Genomic DNA, 18,776 nt, shown 5'->3' with positions numbered 1-18,776 from the left:
GGCCCGGCCCCGAGTAGGCTCGCGCTTGTCTCCAGCACCCACCCTTTGAACAGGAGCCAGCCATGCCCAAGCCCACCCTCGCACCCGGTGCACCCTGCTGGGTGGACCTGATGACCTCCGATCCGGAGCGGGCCAAGCAGTTCTACACGGAGCTTTTCGGCTGGACCTATGAGACCGGCGACCAGGAGAAGTACGGCGGCTACATCATGGCCTTCAAGGACGGCCATGCCGTTGCGGGCATCATGCAGAGCCAACAGGCCGACACCCCGGACACGTGGACCACCTACCTGCGCGTGGACGACATCGACACCACCGCCAGCATCGCCACGGCCCACGGCGGCCAGGTCTACGTTGAGCCGATGGAAGTTCCCGAACAGGGCAAGATGGGCATGCTCGCCGACCCCGGAGGGGCCGCCGTCGGCCTCTGGGAGTTCGCCGGGCACACCGGCTACGAGCTGGCCGCCGAGCCTGGCTCCCCCGCCTGGCACGAACTCTTCACCCGCGACTATCCCGCCACCGTGAAGTTCTACCAGGACGTGTTCGGCTGGGACACGGACGTCATGAGCGACACCGACGAGTTCCGCTACACCACGCTTGGCTCCGGCGACACCGCGGCGGCCGGGATCATGGACGCCGGCGCCTGGCTGCCGGAAGGCGTCCCGGCGCACTGGCGCATCTACTTCGCCGTCGAGAACGCCGACGCGGCCGTCGACAAGGCGACTGCCCGGGGCGGGAGCGTGGTCCAGCCTGCCGAGGACACGTCCTTCGGCCGCGTCGCCACCCTGACCGACCCGACCGGCGCCATGTTCCTCGTGGTCCAGGAGCTGCCGCACGCCTAGCCCCCCGGGATTGCGGGCCGGCCCAATCGCGTGCGGGCCCGCCCCTCGCCGGCCGGCCCGGCCGTCAGCCCAGCCGCGGGGTCCGGGGCGGCTCGGTGCGGCGGGCGCCGGTCGCCTCGAAGGCGGCCGCCACGGCCAACAGGGCGTTGTCGTCGTAGGCGCGCCCCGCGAAGGTAAGTCCCACGGGCATGCCGATGTCCGCCGTCGTGCCCATGGGCACGGTGACGGTGGGAATGCCGAGGTGGCGCGGGACGAGGTTCCCGTTGGCCACCCAGACGCCGTTGCGCCAGCCGAGGTCTGCCGAAGCCTGGTTGACGTCCATGTCCGCGGGGCCGATGTCCGCCACCGCCGGGAAGACGACGGCGTCCAGTGTGTGCTGGTCCAGCCAGGCTTCCAGGTCCACCCGGCGGGTTTCCTCGAGTCCCCGCAGCCCCTCCTCCAGATGGGGGATGTCGGTGAACGAGGCAACGCCGTGTTCCCGCACGTGCGCCGGATAGGCTGCGATGTCGTCGAAATCGTCGTAGGGGTCCGGCAGGGCCCCGGGTGGGTGCGGGAAAATCTTCGACCCGTCCACGTCGGCCAAGGTCCGGAGCGCGGGGTCCCCGTTGGCGGCGAGGAAGTCATCCCACGCCCACGCGGAGAGATCCAGGATCTCCCGCCGCAGGTACTCCGGGCTGACCAGGCCGCGGGTGCCAATCTTCGGGGCACCCGGCCGGTCCCCCTCGTAGTTGGAGACGACCGGGAAATCGACGGGAACCACCTCGGCCCCCGCCGCCTCCAGGTCCCGGCGGGCAGCTTCCCACAGCTCGATGACGGAGGCCCGGGTCTCGATCCGCTGCCCGGTGGGACCGCCGATGCCGGGGTCCTCTCCGGTGCCGGCATCGGGGTCGGCGTTGATGTACATGCGGGGCACGCCGAACCGTTTTCCCTGCAGCGCGTCCCGGGCCTGCTGGAGTCCGCGGGGCGCCAGGGCCGGGTAGGAGTCGGGCCGGACCGACGAGGCGGCGGGGATGGGCACCCAGGGCTGCAGGCGCCAGAAGTCGCCGCGGGTTTCGGGGTCGTCCGCCACGATCACGTCCAGCACTTCCAGCAGGTCGGCCATGGTCCGGGTGTGCGGCACCACCACGTCCATGGTGGGGACCAGCGGCCAGTTGCCCCGCACCGAGATGACGCCGCGCGACGGGGTGTAGGCACACAACGCGTTGTTCGACGCCGGCGCCCTGCCGCTGGACCAGGTCTCCTCGCCGAGGCCGAAGGCGGCGAAACTTGCCGCAGTCGCGGTTCCGGAGCCGTTGGATGAGCCGGAGCCGAAGGCGGCCGTCAGGAAGTCGGCGTTGTAGGGGCTTTCGGCGCGTCCGTAGAGGCCGCGCTGCATGCCCCCGTTGGCCATCGGCGGCATGTTGGTGAGGCCCAGGAGCACCGCCCCTGCCGCGCGCAGCCGTTCGATGGCGAACGCGTCCCGCCTGGCGACCAGATGCTCGAAGGCGGGCGAGCCCGCGGCGGCGGTGAGGCCTTCGGCGAGGTAGCTGTCCTTGGCCGTATAGGGGATGCCGTCCAGCGGTCCCAGGGTTTCTCCGCGGGAACGCCTCCGGTCGGAAGCGCGGGCGTCCGCGAGCGCCTCGGGATTCAAGACGACGACGGCGTTCAGCCGGATGCCGCCGTGGTCGTAGGCGGCGATGCGTTCCAGGTAGGCGTTCGTGAGTTCCTCGCTGGTCGCCTGCCCCGTGTGCAGCGCCTCGCGCAGTTGGGCAATCGAGGCCTCCACCACGTCGAACCGGCTCATGCTGCCGCCTTCGCGCCGAGCTTGGGTTGCTGCTGCGTGATGCAGTGAATCCCGCCGCCGCGGGACAGTATCGGCCGCGCGTCCACCGTGACCACGCGGCGGCCGGGGTAGGCCTCGGCCAGGATTTCGGCCGCCAGCGCATCGGCGCGCTCCTCGCCGTAGCCGCAGGCGATCACGCCGCCATTGACCACCAGGTGGTTGACGTAACTCCAGTCGACGAAACCCTCCTCATCCTTCAGGGTGTCCGGGGCGGGCAGCTCGACGATGTCGAACGGCTTGCCCGCCGCATCGACCTGGGTCTCGAAGAAGGACCGCAGGGACCGGCTGACGTCGAAGTCGGGGTGCGCGGGGTTGTTTTGCATGTGCAGCAGGATCCGCCCGGGTGAGGGAAGGGCGGCCACCATATCTATGTGCCCGCGCGTGCCCAGGTCCTCGTAGTCACGGGTCAGGCCCCGGGGGACCCACACCGTATGCGTGGCGCCCAGCGTGCGGGCCAGTTCAGCTTCCACCCGCCCCTTGTCGGCATACGGATTCCGATCGGGATCGAGCTGCACGGTTTCGGTCACCAGCACGGTGCCCTCGCCGTCAACGTGGATGGCGCCGCCTTCGTTCACCAGCAGGGAGGTGACGAGCTCGGCGCCGGCCTGCGCGGCGACAAAGCTTCCGATGCCGCGGCTCTTCTCCCACTCGGCCCAGGCCGGCGCGCCCCAGCCGTTGAAGGTCCAGTCCACCGCTCCCAGGACGTCCGGCCGTTCATCGTCGACCACGAAGGTGGGGCCGATGTCACGCATCCAGAACTCATCCAGCGGCGCCTCGAGCCGGTCGATACCGCCATCCAGCATGCGGCCGGCGCGCTCCCGTTCCGTCGGGTCGACCACCATGGCAACGGGTTCGAACTCCGCGACGGCGTGCGCGACCGCGGCCCAGGCGCCGTACGCTTCCTCGGCCGACGCCGCATCCGCGCCCAGCGTCAGCCCGGCCCGCGGGAACGCCATCCAGGTGCGCTCATGGGGATCGGTTTCCGCCGGCATTCTCCAAGCCACAAAGGCCTCCGTCTCGTGAGGGAACAGGAAGGGCCGCCCGGCCCGCTTGTTGATCGCATGATCAATAATGCAGCGAAGTTACTCTAGACTGTTCTGTGATGTCAAGCACACCCAAACGCACGCCGCGCAAGGCGCCCGCCGAACGCGCCGCAGAACTTGCTGAAGCGGCCCGGGCCATCGGGCTCGAGCAGGGCCTTGCCGCGATCACCCTGCGCAACGTGGCGGGCAGGGCCGGTGTGGCCCCGGGCTTGGTGGCGCACTACCACCCCACCGTCGATGTCCTCGTGGCCGGCGCCTTCACCTCCATCGTGGCCGCTGAAATCGAAGAGGTGTCGGCCATGGTGGCGGAGAGGCCCACGCCCCGGCAGGGCCTCGGCCTGCTGCTTGACACGCTTCTGGACGACCGCCGGCTGGATGTGACGGCGGTGTGGGTGGAAGCGTGGTCCTTGGGCCGCCGGAACGAGGCGCTGGCAGTCAGCGTGCGCGCGCAGATGGACGCGTGGCAGGCGGTGATCCGGGAGCTGCTCGAGGCGGGCGTTGCCGCCGGCGAGTTCACCACGCAGGACGCGGAGGCCGTTGCCTGGCAGGTTCTGGGCATGATCGACGGGCTGAATGCCCAGGGGCTGGTGCGCTGGAACGGAGTCAGCGACCGGCACACCCACCTCGGCCGCGCCGTCGAAGTGATGGTCGGCGCGGCGCCGTCGTCGCTGCTGCCCCACGCGGCGCCCGTCACGGACCAATAGCGCGCGGCCGCCTTTCGGTGGGCAGGGGGACGGCGGCATCAGGCTTATGCTCTTCGCGTCGGAAAGCTTGGGAAGAGTTCCTTTGCCATGGCTGCACCAGGGCACCGGCACGCGCCTCGGGAAAAGTCCGCTTAGGCCTCAACGTGCGCATGCTCGCGGACCACTTCAATCCAGCGGTCTGTGACCAGCGACCATTGTTCTCTGAGCGCGGATTCGGCTTTCATGAATCGGTTAATAATCTCCGATTCCGGGTTTATCCCCAGACCGGCCAGGATATCCCCGCTCTCGAGGCTCCACTGACTTGCCGTGCGTGCGACTGCTTCGAGGTGGAACTGCACACCCCAGGCGTTCCGACCGACACGAAATGCTTGGTTGCGGCAAACGTCGCTCGAGCACAAGGAGACAGACCCTGCCGGAAGCGTGGCCACTTCAAGCCAGTGCCATTGGAGCGCTTGGAGCGGTTTGTCAAAGCCGTAAAGCAGCGGATCCGCGGCGCCCTCGGGAGTCAATTGCATCTCCACGAGCCCGATCTCCGGCCCCGCGGCGATCGCGTCAACACGTCCACCGGCGACATGGGCGAGCAATTGCGCGCCCAGGCAGATTCCCAAGAGCGGGACCTGCGTCTCCAGGGCGTCCTTCACCAGGGCGCGCACTCCAGGCAGCCACGGGGCGGACTCGTCGTCGACGGGCCCGGGAGTACCACCGAGCACTACGATCCCGTCGCAGCCGACGCTGGTAGCGGGCACAGAGTTCGCAGTTTCCGGTCCCACCACGGTCGTCTCCACCCCAGCCCGGGCCAGTCGTTCGCCGACCAGCGCTGCGTCGGCGCTGCGTTCGTGTTCCACGATGAGGACTTTGAGCTTGCCGCCTTCGGCGGCTTCCAACATCTCAAAGCCTCCCTGCTGCAATAATTTTTTTCAGAAATTCCTGCGTCCTGGGTTCCGCGGGGTTGCCGAAAATTTGCTCGGGTGGCCCAACCTCCAAGACCTGCCCCTCATGGAGAAAGGCCACACGGCTTGAGACTTCCCGGGCGAAAGACATCTCGTGGGTGGCCATGAGGATAGTCAGTCCGTCGTTGGCCAGATCCCGGACGATGTTCAGCACCTCGGCGACAAGTTCCGGGTCAAGGGCGGAGGTTATCTCATCGAGCAGCAGCACGTCGGGGTTCATTGCCAGCGCCCGCACGATGGCCACCCGCTGCTGCTGGCCACCCGACAGCTGGTCTGGAAAGGCCTTGGCCTTGTGATTCAATCCCACCCGCGTGAGCAGTTCATGTGCCTGCTTCTCTGCTTCCGCTCTCGCCACTCCCAACACCCGGGTTGGGGCGAGAGTGACATTGTCCAGGGCCGTCATGTGCGGGAACAGGTTGAAGCTCTGGAAGACGATGCCCACCCTGCGCCTTAAGGCATTCACGTCGATGCCCTCGCCGGACACGACGTCATTGTCCAAGTAGATTTCTCCGCCTTGGATCGTTTCCAACGCGTTTACGCAGCGGAGCAGGGTCGACTTCCCACAACCTGAAGCGCCGATGAGGCAGACAACCTCGTGTTTTTCGACGTGAAGGTCGATGCCACGCAAGACAACGTTATCTCCGTAAGACTTGACCACACTGTTCATTTGAAGAAAGGGCATGATTATCCTTGCAGCCTTTGTTTTCTCTCGTCCCGCTCCAACAGCCGGTCGACAAACCGGGTCTGCGGAATGGTGATCAGTATGAACAGAATCGCGACGACGGTGACCGAGGACAGGTTGAAGTAGTTGCTGGCGTACGTCTTAGCCTGAGTGAATGCGTCCACCGTCCCGATGATCGTGACGAGCGCGGTATCTTTCTGCAGCCCGATGAAGTCGTTGAGCAGCGGCGGCGACACGCGCCGGAATGCTTGCGGGACGACGACGAAACGCAGGGTCTTGCCGTAGCTGAGGCCGAGCGACCTGGCCGCCGAAACCTGCGACCAATGAATGCTCGAGATGCCGGCCCGATATACTTCCGCCACATACGCGCTGTAGGTCAAGGTCAGGGCAAAGATCGCCGCCCACATCGGACTCATATCGCTGAGCAACGGCACATTGGCCAGCGGCAGACCGAACCCGATGAGGTAGATGACGATGATCGATGGGATGGCACGGAACACGTCCACATACATCATCGCGAGCCAGCGGATAGGCCTGCCCGCCTGGCCGGGCACCATCCTCGCGATGGCAATGACCAAACCGAAAATCAGAACGAACAGCTCTGCCGTCACGGCAATAATGATGTTGTTGGTGAAGGCCTTGGCCACGTCGCCCAGGCTCTGCGCCATGAAGGAGATATCGAAGAAGGTGGACTGGACTGCGTGATCGTTCGCCAGAAGGAACAAAACGAATACGCTGACGATGCTGACCGGCATCGACGAACCGAGCGTAATCCAACCACAGTTGGCTCCCCGGAACCTTAGGCGCCGCCCCTGCACCAGGTCGCCGGCCTCCAGCGCGGCGGAACCGGCCTTGGCGAACCGGTAACCGCGCACGAGCGGGATTCCTGTCGCAAGGGCCAACACCACGAGAGTGGCACCGACGCCAGTAAGGACGACGGTCCAGAGCCCTTCCGTCGCCGCCGCGTTCAACATCACCGCGGTGTAGGCGGTCAGGCCAAGGGCCAAAAGGAAGATGACGGTGGCTGCCAGCAAGACCGTACTTGTTGCATCGGCAGGCTTCGCGTCTTTTGCGCGCCCTGTCGGGGGCGAGGAAGTTATGGGCGGGAAAACACCCGTCATCTGAGGTCGTCCCAGACGGGGATCGTGGCCGGGTCGACCCCGTAGGCGTCGGCAAGGTAGGTAGAGCCCAACTTGTCGAGGGTTCCGTCCGCGCGGAGTTCGGCAAGGATCTCATTGACGGTGTCGACGTTGGTTGATCCCTTGGGCATCATCACTCCGTAGGATTCGTCCGTCGGGATTTGGCCTGCCACCTCCAACGCGCCACCGGACTTCGCCGCTGCGCCCAGCACGATGCTGAGATCCTGAATACCGGCATCGATTCTGCCTGCTGCGACGGCAGCCTGCTGTTCGGGATCCCCGGGGAAAACAGCCACTTCGCTCTTGGGCTTGATCACATCCGCCACCAGCATCTGACCCACCGTTCCCTGCTTTACCCCGATCCGGGAGTCGGCAAGGTTTTGTTCGTTGACGGAAGAGTCCTTCTTGACCAGCACCCCGGCTGTGGATTGGAAATAAGGTTCGGAAAATTCCATCACCTGCTTGCGCTCTTCGGTGATCGTGATCTGGTTCAGCGTCATATCGAAATCACCCGCCTTCCCTGCCACGAGACCGTCAAAGGACGTATTCTGCAGGACGATATTTTCGGCTCCAGCCCGATGTGCGATGTTCGCCAGCAAGCAGAAATCAAAGCCGCTTGCGATGCTCTCGACGGTGTCGCCGTTGTACCAGCCTGGCGACGGGAGGTCCGCCTTGACCGTGATGGTCCCCTCCTCAATCAGGTCAAGCTCGTGTGTGCCTGCCGGGCCGGACACGGCACAGTCGCCGTAGGAAGCCGGATTCCCGTCCGCGGCAGCATCCTCTGAATCGGTACCGGCGCCCCCTGCAGAGCTTCCGCAAGCCGCCAAACCAAACGCCAGTGCCACGGCACCGGAGGTAGTCACCATTTGAGAGAGTCGCATATCGTGGTCCTTTCGGCGGTGCCTAAATCGATTTAGGCAATCGCTTAGAATTGTAAGTGCAAGTGCACCGCAGGTGTCAACTACGTCACACCAGAGAGAGATCTACATCGCATGAGGGAGCGGCCAAGCAGCGGCGCTGCGGCACCGCGCGTTCGCATCAAGGACGTCGCTGCCGCTGCCGGGGTGTCCACAGCGACGGTCTCGAACGTCTACAACAAGAAGGGCGAAGTGGCCGCGTCAACGCGGACAAAGGTCCTGGCCACCGGCAAGAGGCTCGGATACCAGCCAAACCCATCAGGCCGAGCGCTGCGGATGGGGCAGACCCGGGTTTTAGGCGTCCTCGTGAGTTACCGAAATTCCCCTGTCTGGCGCTACACGTACCTGCCCTATTACCGCGGCATAATTTCCGACGCCGCCATCGAGGCAATGGACCATGGCTACTCCGTGGTCGCGGCGTCACCGAAGGCAGACGACCTCGCCGATTCCTTCCCGCTCGTAGACGGGGTCATCGTCGTCGACCCCCTGGACAACGACCCCATAGTCGCCTTCTGCGCCGAACGGGGTATTCCGCTGGTCGCCGACGGCGGCTTCGTCAGGGGCTTGGAGGGGGACCTGCAGATGGCGGTCCTGGGCAATGTGGGTCGTTCCGTGCATGACATGCTCGACCTCACGGCCCGCCAAAGCCACGCCGTGGCCGGGCGGGCCCCCACCCACATGGCGCTCTTCACCGGATCCATCATTGACCGCTACACGGCGGAAACAGAAGCGGCGTTTTCCTCCTGGTGCAAGGCACATGGAATTCAGGCGCGCATCACGGCTCTAGGACCCAGCGAAGACGCGGGACAGGCCGCCCACCGACTGCTGTCCACCGATCGGCCCGATGCGGTCTATTGCCTTAACGAGAGTTACTCCGGTGCCATCATCGCGGCCGCAGCAGTTCTGGGGGTGGGAATCCCCGGGGATGTAGTCGTCTCCTCCGCGGCGACCTCCGAGCAGGCCATCCACGACCCGAGGGTCAACTATATGGAATCTGCAGACCCCGAGGGCCCCGGGCGAAGTGCCGTCCGCCTCCTCGTCAATTTTCTGGAAACGGGAGTCCGGGAAGATGCCCATCGCGTGTTCCGGCTGCGGCCCGCGGAACAATGGACCATGCCGCACAGCTAGGCCTGCATCAGGGAAACGACTCATACAACCGGGCGCTGGCCCAGGATCGCACCGCGTCTGCCGGGAAGCCCCGTCTACCTGCCGTGGTCAAGCGGTCGACGACGGCGGGCCGCGCACCTACGGAAGGTGAGCGGCCGCCGTCGTTCCGGGGTTACTTGTCCTGGTTGATGCGGATCATGTTGCCCGAAGGGTCGCGGACGGCGCAGTCGCGCGGTCCCCACGGCTGGTCCATGGGCTCCTGCAGGACCTCCGCCCCGATGGACACCAGCCGTTCGAAGGCGGCGTCCAGGTCATCGGTGCTGAAGACCAGCATGGGCAGCACGCCCTTGACCAGCAGCTCCTGGAGCTGGTCGCCGTCGGCCTGCGAGCGCCCGGCGTGGGGTGCGGACAGCACCAGCTCCAGCCCGGGCTGGTCGGGGCTGCCCATGGTGATCCAGTGGAAGCCGTCGTTGGCGACGTCGTTGCGGACTTCCAGCCCCAGGCCGTCCCGGTAGAACGGGATGGATTCCGCGGGGTCATTGACCGTGATGTTGCAGTACTGAAGTGAAATGCTCATGCGCCCAACCTACGCAGGGGCCGGGGCGGCCGCTTCTTCGATCCTGCTCGATCTCAGGTCCACGGGCCGGGTGAGCAGCTTCGCGAGGCAGGGCGGCATCGCCTCGGCCGCCGGATGCTCCCGGGCCCGATAGGCGCTGGGGGTTTCGCCCACCAGCTGGGTGAACCGGGTGCTGAACGATCCCAGCGAGGTGCTGCCCACCTCCATGCACGCGTCCGTGACGCTCGCCCCGGAGCGCAGCAGCGCCATCGCGCGCTCAATCCGGCGGGTCATCAGGTAGTTGTAGGGCGTCTCCCCGTAGGCGGCCTTGAACCGGCGCGAAAAATGCGCCGGCGACATCAGCGCCTTCGCCGCCATCGTCGGCACATCGAGCGGCCGGGCAAAGTCCCGGTCGATCAGGTCCCGCGCCCGGCGCAGATGCGCCAGGTTGGCCAGTTCCTCAGGGGTCACACGTCGAGGTTATCCCCTGCCCGGATCGACGGGTAGCCGTGCGGGCGGCGGCAGGCGGCCGCCGCGCGGCTTCCCGGACCCCGGATGGCAGCCGTGGCAACGACGGCGGTGCGGGGTACACCATCGGGCCTCAGTCTCGACCCGAAGGCGGGTGCCGCCGTCGCGCCTTACGCCCATTGCATAGTGACCACGGTTTGCGCCACGCTGATCTCGTGGCACAACCCCGGGACGGCGAACCGCCGGCACACGGCGCGGGCCCCGAAAGCTCCGCGGAACATTCCGAACAGCCGGAGCGCAATTCCGCCATGTTGGCCCGGGAGTCCAGCGAGTTTGACCGGGGCATCGGCTTTTACGACGTCATCTACGGTTTCGCCATCACGCTGCTGATCACCAACCTGGATGCTCCTTCGCCGGAGGCATGGCAAGACCTCCGGTCGCTGGCAGGCTCCGGCCTGGTGCATCAGCTTGCCGGTTTCGTCCTGAGCTTCGTGGTGATCGCCGTGTTCTGGCGGATGAACCTCCGCCTGATACAACGGCTCGCTGCGCTTGATTCCGCAACGACGACGGCGAACCTGGTGGCTGCCTCATTCGTCATCCTGATTCCGTTCACCACGCAGGGTATCAGCGACCCCGAGACCTCCTCCCTCGAACTGTCCGACCGTGCTGTACGCCGCCAACCTTGCCCTCGCTGCCTTGGCGCAGCTGGCCATGTTCGAGATCGCCCGCAGGAACCGCCTCGAGATCGAGCCGCTGAACCGCAGGCAGCATCGGGCGTTCGTGCTCGATTCCCTCGTCCCGCCGCTGGTCTTCGCGATATCGATTCCGGTGGCCTTCGCCGCCGGCGGGACAGCGGGAAAGCTCATCTGGGCCTCGCTCATCGTGCTGGGACCGCTTTCGGGCAGGCTCGCCGCCCGGGAAAACCGGCGGCCAACGGCTGATTCACGGCAGAAGGAGCGCCGGTGACCAGGAATTCCTACGCGGGGCAGCGGAACCCGCCGGCCCTCGGGCAGTGAGCGGGAGGCAGGAGCGTTCCTCAAAAGAGCGGAGGGACGGACGGGCCTGTGCCCGTTCCGTCCCTCCCAACTGTCTTCGCTGTGGCGAACGGGCCGGCTACGCCTCCACGATGATGACCGTGACCACGGGCTTGCGCCGCAGCGCCCGGTCCGACCAGCGGATCAGGGCCTGCGCGATCGCCTTCTCGGCGTCCGGGCCGGTCTTGTCGCCGCGCAGTTGCATCAGCGTCTTCTCCACGATGCCGGTGGCCTTCTCCAACTGCTCGACCGCCGGGGCGAAGCCGACCGGGAAGAACTCCGGGTCTTCCTCCAGCCGCCCGGTGTCCGGGTTGACGATCAGCAGTGCGGTGACTGCGCCGTCTTCGGCCAGCCGGAGCCGGTCCTGCAGGGAGGCTTCGGTGGCCGCGCCGGCCACCATGTTCTCCACGTAGACGTAGTCGGCTGCGATCTGGCCGGAAACCCGGGCCACGCCGTCCTTCAGGTCGATGGTGGTGCCGTCTTCCACGATCAGCGCACGCTTCGGGTCCACGCCGGTGCGGACGGCCAGTTCGGCATTGGCCTTCAGGTGGCGGTGCTCGCCGTGGACGGGCAGCACGTTCTTCGGGCGGACCAGGTTGTAGCAGTACACCAGCTCGCCGGCCGAGGCGTGGCCGGAGACGTGCACCTTCGCGTTGCCCTTGTGCACCACGTTGGCGCCGCGCTTGGTCAGGTCGTTGATCAGCCGGTAGATGGAGGATTCGTTGCCCGGCACCAGCGAGGACGCCAGCAGCACGGTGTCGCCTTCGGTCAGGTCGATCATGTGGTCGCCGCCGGCCATGCGGGCCAGCGCAGCCATCGGCTCGCCCTGGGAGCCGGTGCAGATCAGCACGGCCTTGGTGGGCGGCAGCTTCTCCAGCTCCTTGAAGTCCACGAGCACCCCGCGCGGGATGTTCAGGTAGCCGAGCTCGCGCGCCGTCGTCATGTTGCGCACCATGGACCGGCCCACGAAGGCGACCTTGCGGCCGTACTTGTGTGCCACGTCGATGACCTGCTGGATGCGGTGCACGTGGCTGGCGAAACTGGAGACGATCACGCGGCGCGGGGCGGTGCGCATGACCGTATCGATTGCCGGCACCAGATCGGCCTCGGCAGCGAGGAAACCGGGGACTTCGGCGTTGGTGGAATCCGGCAGGAACAGGTCCACGCCCTCGTCGCCCAGCCGCGCGAACCCGGCCAGGTCGGTGATCCGGCGGTCCAGCGGGAACTGGTCCATCTTGAAGTCGCCGGTTGCCAGCACCAGCCCGGCGCCGGTCCGGATGGCCACGGCCAGTCCGTCCGGAATGGAGTGGTTGACGGCCAGGAATTCCAGGTCGAACGGACCGAACTTCTTCCGGTCGCCCTCCTTGACCTGCACCATCTTGGCGTTCAGGCGGTGTTCCTGCAGCTTGGTCTTTACGAAGGCCAGCGTCAGCTTCGCGGAGATCACGGGGATGTCGGCGCGTTCCTTCAGCAGGTACGGCACGCCGCCAATGTGATCCTCGTGCCCGTGGGTGAGGACAATGCCGACGACGTCGTTGAGGCGTTCGCGGATGTAGGAGAAGTCGGGCAGGATCAGGTCCACGCCCGGGTGCTGCTCCTCGGGGAACAAGACGCCGCAGTCCACGATCAGCAGCTTGCCGCCGAACTCGAACACCGTCATGTTCCGGCCGATCTCGCCCAGTCCGCCCAAGGGGACTATGCGCAAGGCGTCCTTGGCGAGTTTCGGAGGAGTTTGCAACGGCTTGGTGTTCATGGATTCCGATCTGTGGTGCGGTGTGTTGCCGGGCATCAACGCCCGAAGCCGGAGTTGCCGGCACTGAAGTCTTGGGTGGCCGATGCGCCCGAGGCGCTTCGACGGCCTTCCGCGCAGCGGGTGCGGACGGAAAGCATACTTCTCCCGACTTTACCACCGGGCAGAAGGAATCCCGTCCCGATGCAGGCCTGCCGCGAATAATGACGGCGATGCCCACCCTCGACGTCAACCATCAGCGGTGGCACCGATCACTTCGGCTAGGGTGACTGGGGGATTCTCCGTTGCCGCCCACACAACCCGAAGGAGCCAGCCACGGTCCGCGCATTCGCCTCCCGGCCGGCATTGCCGTGGGTGCTTCTGGGCATCGCCATCCTGGCTTTGAGCCTGCGCGCACCGATCATCGCGCCCACCGCCGTCGTCGGGGACATCCGCGCCGACACCGGGCTGTCGGCCGCGGGCGCGGGTTTGCTCACGGGACTGCCGGTGCTGCTCTTCGCGCTGGCCACTCCCCTGGCCACCCAGACGATCCGGCGCTGGGGCCCGGAAGCCACGGTGGTGCTGTGCCTGGCCGGCGTCCTGGCCGGGACCGTGATCCGATCCTTGGGCCCGGTACCGGTGGTGCTGGCAGGGACGGTAATCATCGGCGCGGCGCTCACGCTCGGCAACATCGTGGTTCCGGTGCTGATTCGCCGCGACGTGCCCTGGAACCGCGTTTCCGCTGCCACCGGCGTCTACTCGGCCACGATGAACGTCGGGTCCATGGCGACCCTGCTGGGCACCGCACCGCTCGCCGCGCTCGTCGGCTGGCGGTGGGCACTGGCGGCCTGGGGCGTGTTGGCCGTCCTCGGCCTCGCCTACTGGCTGCCGACCGCGCGACGGCGGCGCGCGGCTTTGGCGGCCGGGCCGGACCGCGCGTCCGGTGAACCGCCCGCCCATACCGCCGCAGCCAGGCCCGCTGGCACCGGTGGATCCGGAACGGCGGCGCTACCGCGCCCGAAGACCGGCGGCGGGCGCCCCAATAGGTGGATCATCTGGTTGCTGACCCTGGCCTTCTGTGGCCAGTCCGCCGCCTACTACGGAACGACCACTTGGCTGCCCCTGCTGCTGTCGGAAGTCCGGGGCATGTCCATTGCCGCCTCCGGAGCCACGGCCTCGCTCTTCCAGGTGGCCGCCATCATCGGCGCTTTCGGCGTGCCGCTGGTGGCAGCACGAACCCGACTCTGGGTGCCGACGGCTGGCATCGCCGTCTTGTGGATGACCCTCCCCCTCGGCCTGCTCCTGGCACCCGACGCCTACATTCTCTGGTCCATCACGGGAGGGATCGCCCAGGGCGGCGGGTTCACGGCCATCTTTTCGGTCATCCCGCGCGTGGCCCGCAACGACAACGAGGCGGCCTCCGCGTCCGCCCGGATCCAGACGGGCGGATACCTGGCCGCGACCTGCGCTCCGCCGGTGGCCGGATGGCTGAACACGGTGACCGGCGGCTGGACTGCTCCCCTGCTTCTTGTCCTCGCGTGCACGGTGGCGTTCGCCGCGGGCGGGCTGATGGCCGTGCGGGCGTCCGAGCGGCAGTAGGCCGCGGGCGGGCTGATGGCCGTGCGGGCGTCCGAGCGGCAGTAGGCCGCGGGCGGGCTGATGGCCGTGCGGGCGTCCGAGCAGCAGTAGGCCGCGGGCCGGCCGCTGGCGGTGCGGGCGTCCGAGCGGCAGAAGGCTGGCCGGCGGCCGCCCTGGAGCTGCCTCTACGCTGGTGGTTCCCACTTGATGAAACGTATAATTCTGCTGCTTTCGTCGTTCGGCGAAGCCGAATTGGGGTAGTTGGGGGAAGCAGATGCAGCACCGGGCAGAGGGACTGGCAAGGGACGCGTCCCCCGGGGCGCAAACCCGGCCCGGGCAGCCGGGCGTCAAGCGGTCACCCAGCGGGAGGATCCCGCAATGGGCGTTGGACGAGGCACTGGGAACCTCTTCCCCGCCCCGGCCCGCCGAGGGGCCCGCTGCCGGCTGGCCGACCCCGGCGGCAAAGTCCCGCCCGCGTTCCGTGCAGCGGGGTACCTCCCCGCGCCGCGCCGGCCGCCTGTCGACCGGGCTGGCCCTCGCCTTCGTCATCGCCCTGTGCTTCGCCCCGGGCGTGTTCAGCCGACACGTCATGCCGGCGATAGCCCCCTACCTTCCCGGCGCGGACATTCCGCCCCGCGGCGTCGAAGCCGCCGACAACCCCTTGGGCCGGCCGCCCGCCATCGCGGAGTCGGACGCCTACGAGTTGTACGCAACACCGCCGGAGTCCTCGCAGCCCTTCCTCGCCTATGACCCCTGCCGCCCCATCCACTACGTGGTCCGTCCGGACAATGCGCCGCCGGGGGGCGACACGATCATTCAGGAAGCCATCGCTGAGGTTTCCGCGGCCAGCGGACTGCAGTTCGTTTACGACGGACCTACTGACGAGGCCTTCGCCGAGGAAGGCCGCGAACGCTTTCAGCCGGAACGGTACGGCAAGCGGTGGGCGCCGGTGCTGATCACGTGGTCGGATCCCGACGAAGTGTCCCGGCTGGCCGGAGATATAGCCGGACTCGGCGGCAGCTCCTCGGTCGGCGCACGGGGAACGCCGCACGTTCTCGTCGCCGGCCAGATCACCTTGGATGCGCCGTCGCTCCGGAACGTCCTCACATATCCCGACGGTCGGGAGCACGTGCGCGCCGTAATCATCCACGAGCTCGGCCACGTGCTGGGGCTGGCGCACGTGGATGATCCGGAGCAATTGATGTATGCCGGGGCAAACGGCGTGACGTCACTGGCCGACGGCGACCGGGCGGGCCTGGCGCTGCTGGGCACCGGGCCGTGCGTGCCGGAAGTGTAGCCCGGCGGCATAATCGGGACTGCTGGTCTGTCCGGAACGCTGGGACAACGAGGACCGGCCAGGCAGGCTAGGAGGCAGTCCGCATGCAGGAGAAGCTGTGGAGCAGAAACTTCGTGCTGGCCATCGGCGCGAATCTGTTCATCTACATCGTGTTCTACCTGCTGATGACGTCCATGGCGCTTTACGCGGCCCAGCGGTTCCTGGCCTCCGACGCCGGGGCCGGCTTTGCGTCCAGCGCCTTCATTTTGGGGGCGCTCGTCTCGCGGTTCTTTGCCGGGCCGCTGATCGACAACGCGGGCCGGCGGCGGATGCTGCTGATCAGCCTGGCCGCCTTCGTCGCGGCTTCGCTCTTGTACATTCCGGCGGACTCCCTGGCCTCGTTGGTGGTCCTGCGGCTGGCGCACGGTGTGGCCTTCGGCCTCGCCAACACCGCCGTCACGGCCGGTGCGCAGGCGCTGATTCCGCCCGCCCGCCGCAGCGAAGGCACCGGCTACTTCGCCGTTTCCACCACGCTGGCGACCGCCCTCGGGCCGCTGCTGGCGGTGGTGCTGGTTGTTGACGGCAGTTACGAAGGCGCGTTCCTCTTCTGCGCGGCCTGTTCCGTCGCGGCTTTGGCGGTGACACTGATCCTGAGACTGCCCGAAGCGCCGGCGGCGCCGGCCGCCGTCGCCAATCAGCGCGGTCCGGGCGGCGAGCCTGCAAGGGAGCGCCGGACGCCCGCGGTCCTGCTCGGAAAGGTGTTCGCACCCGAGGTCCTGCCGCTCACCACGGTGCTGCTGGTGAGCGGGCTGGCGTTTTCCGGCATCCTCTCGTTCCTGACCTCATATGCGGAGGCGGCGGGGGAGGCCGATGCGGCGGCGCTGTTCTTTATGGTGTTTGCCGCCGCGGTGCTGGTGTCGCGGCTGACCACCGGCAGGGTCCAAGACCGCCGCGGCGACAACGTGGTGCTGTATCCCGCGCTGGTGCTGTTCGCCGCCGGCCTGGCCCTGCTGGCGCTCGGGCCGGACACCTGGATCGTTATCGTCTCCGCGGTGCTGAGCGGCCTCGGATTCGGGACCCTGCTGCCCGGAACTCAGGCCATAACCGTCCGGTTGGTTGCGGAGCGGAGGTTCGGCACCGCCCTGGCCACCTACTACCTGATGCTGGACATCGGCACCGGCTTCGGCCCGGTGCTGCTGGGCCTGCTGGTGCCGCTGACCGGCTTCGACGGAATGTACGGCTGGCTTGGCCTGCTCATGCTCGCCTGCATCCTGCTGTACTACGTGGTGCACGGCCGGACGGCCAGCCGCGCGGCCGCCTGAGCCGCGGGCCCGGCGCCTCTTGTCGCGTCGGCAATTACCTCACAGTCTTATGCCTTTTTGATCGGCCGCATCGCGCCTACCGTAGTTAATGGAGCCGCCCAACCCGGGGCGGTCCCGGGATGGAAGGAAGTGCCATGACTGTGACTTCACACGTCAGCGACTGCTCAGTGACCAACTGTTCCTTCAACGATCACAGCGAATGCAATGCGGCCGCCATCACCGTGGCCGGCGGCGAGAACCATGCCGCCTGTGCCACCTTTATCGACACCGGAGTGCACGGCGGGCTTCCCAAGGTGCTGGCCAGCGTCGGCGCCTGCCAGCGGACCGAGTGCACCCACAACGACCACCTCATGTGCCAGGCGCCCGAAGTTCACGTGGGTCCCGGCGCGGACAACGCGGACTGCCTCACCTACGCGCACCGGTAACGCGCGGCCCTCCCTCTTCATAGACCACGGCCGCCGTCACCAGGTCCTCCCAGGCCATGCCGACGCCGGTGTAGAGGCAGCACGTGCGCGGGCGCCGGACCAGCTTGCCCTGCACCAGGTCACGCAGGTTCGGCGGCTGGATCTGCCGCCATTCCTCCACGCTTCGGGCCGGGATCAGGTCCCCGCTCTCCCGCCAGGACGACGCCCGGCCTTCCACCACCACGTCGCTCCGCAGCACCAGCGCCGCGTCGACCTCCCGGGCGTCCAAACCGTGCTGCCCGACCGACGCGATGATCGCCCCGTCCTTGGGCAGCTTGCCGTCGAACAGCGGCTCCGGCGAGGATGTCACGCAAAGTATGACGTCGGCGCCCGCCACGGCAGCGTCCAGCGCACCGGTTGCGTCGGCCACCTCTATTCCCTCCGCGGCCAGCACGGCGATCAGGTTCGAGATGCGTTGCGGACGCTGGCCGACGACCGCGAAGCACGCGTTCGGAAAAACGGACCTGGCGGCGCGGATGTGGTTCAGCGCTTGTATCCCCGCGCCGAAGACCAGCACCTGCGGGGCATCCCCAAAGCCCTCGCCGTCCGGTGCCGCCGCCGCAATGTTCTTCACGGCCGCCAAGGTTGTCGCCGGAGTGCGGATGGCCGTGAGCTCCGAGCCGTCCATCGTCGCCAGCGGGGCCAGCGTCTCGGCGTCGAACAGGACGTAGATGCCCTGGATCTTCTCCAGCCCGCGGGCCGGATTCTTCGGTGCGATGGTCGCCACCTTCACCCCGCTGTAGCGGCCGCCGCCCTCGGTCGGCATCAGCAGAAACTCCCCGTCCGGCGCGGGGCTGAACAGCCGGGGGCTGTCCAGTTCCGGATCCACGCCGGACAGCAGCCCCTCCTCGATGGCGCGCACCGCCCGACCGAACGGGACGGCGGCACGCACGGCATCGGCGTCGTAATAAGGGATGGTCACAGAAAGTCCTCTCGCAGCATCTGGAGTCCGTTGCTGGCCGGATTCTACGGTCAACATCCGCCGGTTTCAGTTTTCGTGACCCTCGTCACTTCACGTGGGCCGCCCCGGCGGGCGGCGATTCCGCAATTCCGCCCTTCTGTCCCACAACACCCCAGCCGGGCGGCTAGAGAGGAACACGCCGCCGGACCCGGAGGACCACCCGCCGCCAGCGGCGTTACTTGTTA

The 18,776-nt window shown here is 67.4% G+C and carries 18 protein-coding genes and 1 pseudogene; 9 read left to right on the top strand and 10 right to left on the bottom strand.

Annotated features, from left to right (window positions below):
• Window positions 1-62: 62 nt before the first annotated feature.
• Window positions 63-839 carry a VOC family protein gene (locus AC5RTY_RS11475; protein WP_494048928.1) on the top strand — a complete coding sequence of 259 codons (777 nt, stop codon included), beginning with the start codon at window positions 63-65 and terminating at the stop codon, window positions 837-839.
• A 64-nt stretch (window positions 840-903) separates the two neighbouring features.
• Here the strand turns inward: AC5RTY_RS11475 and AC5RTY_RS11470 are convergent, their stop codons facing one another.
• On the bottom strand, window positions 904-2,622 hold the full coding sequence (locus AC5RTY_RS11470) for an amidase (protein ID WP_494048929.1): 1,719 nt from the start codon (window positions 2,620-2,622) through the stop codon (window positions 904-906).
• Window positions 2,619-3,665, bottom strand: coding sequence for an agmatine deiminase family protein (locus tag AC5RTY_RS11465; RefSeq protein ID WP_494048930.1), 1,047 nt, complete (start codon window positions 3,663-3,665; stop codon window positions 2,619-2,621). Before AC5RTY_RS11465 ends, AC5RTY_RS11470 begins: the two co-directional genes overlap by 4 nt.
• 98 nt (window positions 3,666-3,763) lie before the next feature.
• On the opposite strand from AC5RTY_RS11465, the gene AC5RTY_RS11460 reads away from it, so the two are divergent.
• Window positions 3,764-4,408: a TetR/AcrR family transcriptional regulator gene (locus AC5RTY_RS11460; RefSeq protein ID WP_494048931.1), complete on the top strand. Its 645-nt coding sequence runs from the start codon at window positions 3,764-3,766 to the stop codon at window positions 4,406-4,408.
• Between the two features lie 131 nt (window positions 4,409-4,539).
• Here the strand turns inward: AC5RTY_RS11460 and AC5RTY_RS11455 are convergent, their stop codons facing one another.
• The 4 genes from AC5RTY_RS11455 to AC5RTY_RS11440 all read right to left on the bottom strand — a co-directional run bounded on the left by AC5RTY_RS11455 (window position 4,540) and on the right by AC5RTY_RS11440 (window position 8,060).
• A complete protein-coding gene (locus AC5RTY_RS11455; RefSeq protein WP_494048932.1) occupies window positions 4,540-5,295 on the bottom strand; it encodes a type 1 glutamine amidotransferase in 756 nt (251 codons plus the stop codon).
• A 1-nt stretch (window position 5,296) separates the two neighbouring features.
• A complete protein-coding gene (locus AC5RTY_RS11450; protein ID WP_494048933.1) occupies window positions 5,297-6,040 on the bottom strand; it encodes an amino acid ABC transporter ATP-binding protein in 744 nt (247 codons plus the stop codon).
• A gap of 2 nt (window positions 6,041-6,042) precedes the next feature.
• Window positions 6,043-7,074, bottom strand: coding sequence for an amino acid ABC transporter permease (locus tag AC5RTY_RS11445; RefSeq protein WP_494048934.1), 1,032 nt, complete (start codon window positions 7,072-7,074; stop codon window positions 6,043-6,045).
• An 83-nt stretch (window positions 7,075-7,157) separates the two neighbouring features.
• A complete protein-coding gene (locus AC5RTY_RS11440; RefSeq protein ID WP_494048935.1) occupies window positions 7,158-8,060 on the bottom strand; it encodes an ABC transporter substrate-binding protein in 903 nt (300 codons plus the stop codon).
• Between the two features lie 111 nt (window positions 8,061-8,171).
• On the opposite strand from AC5RTY_RS11440, the gene AC5RTY_RS11435 reads away from it, so the two are divergent.
• The gene (locus AC5RTY_RS11435) at window positions 8,172-9,224 is read left to right on the top strand and encodes a LacI family DNA-binding transcriptional regulator (RefSeq protein ID WP_494048936.1); all 1,053 of its coding nucleotides are present in this window, start codon (window positions 8,172-8,174) and stop codon (window positions 9,222-9,224) included.
• Window positions 9,225-9,375: 151 nt separating this feature from the next.
• Here AC5RTY_RS11435 and AC5RTY_RS11430 read toward each other — a convergent pair whose 3' ends face one another.
• A complete protein-coding gene (locus tag AC5RTY_RS11430; RefSeq protein WP_494013154.1) occupies window positions 9,376-9,780 on the bottom strand; it encodes a VOC family protein in 405 nt (134 codons plus the stop codon).
• A gap of 9 nt (window positions 9,781-9,789) precedes the next feature.
• Complete coding sequence (locus AC5RTY_RS11425; RefSeq protein ID WP_494048937.1) at window positions 9,790-10,230, bottom strand: helix-turn-helix transcriptional regulator; 441 nt, start codon at window positions 10,228-10,230, stop codon at window positions 9,790-9,792.
• 305 nt (window positions 10,231-10,535) lie between these two features.
• Here AC5RTY_RS11425 and AC5RTY_RS11420 point away from each other — a divergent pair.
• Both AC5RTY_RS11420 and AC5RTY_RS11415 read left to right on the top strand, forming a co-directional pair.
• Window positions 10,536-10,775, top strand: a pseudogene (locus tag AC5RTY_RS11420) (TMEM175 family protein); the annotation flags it as partial.
• Between the two features lie 115 nt (window positions 10,776-10,890).
• Complete coding sequence (locus tag AC5RTY_RS11415) at window positions 10,891-11,193, top strand: hypothetical protein (RefSeq protein WP_494139622.1); 303 nt, start codon at window positions 10,891-10,893, stop codon at window positions 11,191-11,193.
• A 147-nt stretch (window positions 11,194-11,340) separates the two neighbouring features.
• Here AC5RTY_RS11415 and AC5RTY_RS11410 read toward each other — a convergent pair whose 3' ends face one another.
• On the bottom strand, window positions 11,341-13,014 hold the full coding sequence (locus AC5RTY_RS11410; protein ID WP_494024433.1) for a ribonuclease J: 1,674 nt from the start codon (window positions 13,012-13,014) through the stop codon (window positions 11,341-11,343).
• A gap of 351 nt (window positions 13,015-13,365) precedes the next feature.
• Between AC5RTY_RS11410 and AC5RTY_RS11405 the strand changes: the two genes are divergently transcribed.
• The 4 genes from AC5RTY_RS11405 to AC5RTY_RS11390 all read left to right on the top strand — a co-directional run bounded on the left by AC5RTY_RS11405 (window position 13,366) and on the right by AC5RTY_RS11390 (window position 17,591).
• Complete coding sequence (locus tag AC5RTY_RS11405) at window positions 13,366-14,589, top strand: MFS transporter (RefSeq protein ID WP_494048939.1); 1,224 nt, start codon at window positions 13,366-13,368, stop codon at window positions 14,587-14,589.
• 253 nt (window positions 14,590-14,842) lie between these two features.
• Window positions 14,843-15,865 carry a matrixin family metalloprotease gene (locus AC5RTY_RS11400; RefSeq protein WP_494048940.1) on the top strand — a complete coding sequence of 341 codons (1,023 nt, stop codon included), beginning with the start codon at window positions 14,843-14,845 and terminating at the stop codon, window positions 15,863-15,865.
• Between the two features lie 83 nt (window positions 15,866-15,948).
• Entirely contained in the window at window positions 15,949-17,166 is a 1,218-nt protein-coding gene (locus AC5RTY_RS11395) for an MFS transporter (protein WP_494048941.1), read from the top strand.
• Between the two features lie 140 nt (window positions 17,167-17,306).
• Window positions 17,307-17,591, top strand: coding sequence for a DUF1540 domain-containing protein (locus AC5RTY_RS11390; RefSeq protein ID WP_494002346.1), 285 nt, complete (start codon window positions 17,307-17,309; stop codon window positions 17,589-17,591).
• Here AC5RTY_RS11390 and AC5RTY_RS11385 read toward each other — a convergent pair.
• Complete coding sequence (locus AC5RTY_RS11385) at window positions 17,572-18,552, bottom strand: ornithine cyclodeaminase family protein (protein WP_494139562.1); 981 nt, start codon at window positions 18,550-18,552, stop codon at window positions 17,572-17,574. The genes AC5RTY_RS11390 and AC5RTY_RS11385 overlap by 20 nt on opposite strands.
• Window positions 18,553-18,776 lie beyond the last annotated feature (224 nt).

It is taken from the genome of Arthrobacter sp. Y3224055 (assembly GCF_059090825.1).
Note: the sequence above shows the minus strand (reverse complement) of the source record. Positions and strands in the feature narration are given on the sequence as shown.

Coding starts and splice junctions, on each gene's coding strand:
- AC5RTY_RS11435 (WP_494048936.1), top strand. CDS start 8,172: ATGAGGGAGCGGCCAAGCAGCGGCGCTGCGGCACCGCGCGTTCGCATC.
- AC5RTY_RS11470 (WP_494048929.1), bottom strand. CDS start 2,622: ATGAGCCGGTTCGACGTGGTGGAGGCCTCGATTGCCCAACTGCGCGAG.
- AC5RTY_RS11440 (WP_494048935.1), bottom strand. CDS start 8,060: ATGCGACTCTCTCAAATGGTGACTACCTCCGGTGCCGTGGCACTGGCG.
- AC5RTY_RS11395 (WP_494048941.1), top strand. CDS start 15,949: ATGCAGGAGAAGCTGTGGAGCAGAAACTTCGTGCTGGCCATCGGCGCG.
- AC5RTY_RS11400 (WP_494048940.1), top strand. CDS start 14,843: ATGCAGCACCGGGCAGAGGGACTGGCAAGGGACGCGTCCCCCGGGGCG.
- AC5RTY_RS11450 (WP_494048933.1), bottom strand. CDS start 6,040: ATGCCCTTTCTTCAAATGAACAGTGTGGTCAAGTCTTACGGAGATAAC.
- AC5RTY_RS11455 (WP_494048932.1), bottom strand. CDS start 5,295: ATGTTGGAAGCCGCCGAAGGCGGCAAGCTCAAAGTCCTCATCGTGGAA.
- AC5RTY_RS11430 (WP_494013154.1), bottom strand. CDS start 9,780: ATGAGCATTTCACTTCAGTACTGCAACATCACGGTCAATGACCCCGCG.
- AC5RTY_RS11460 (WP_494048931.1), top strand. CDS start 3,764: ATGTCAAGCACACCCAAACGCACGCCGCGCAAGGCGCCCGCCGAACGC.
- AC5RTY_RS11475 (WP_494048928.1), top strand. CDS start 63: ATGCCCAAGCCCACCCTCGCACCCGGTGCACCCTGCTGGGTGGACCTG.
- AC5RTY_RS11410 (WP_494024433.1), bottom strand. CDS start 13,014: ATGAACACCAAGCCGTTGCAAACTCCTCCGAAACTCGCCAAGGACGCC.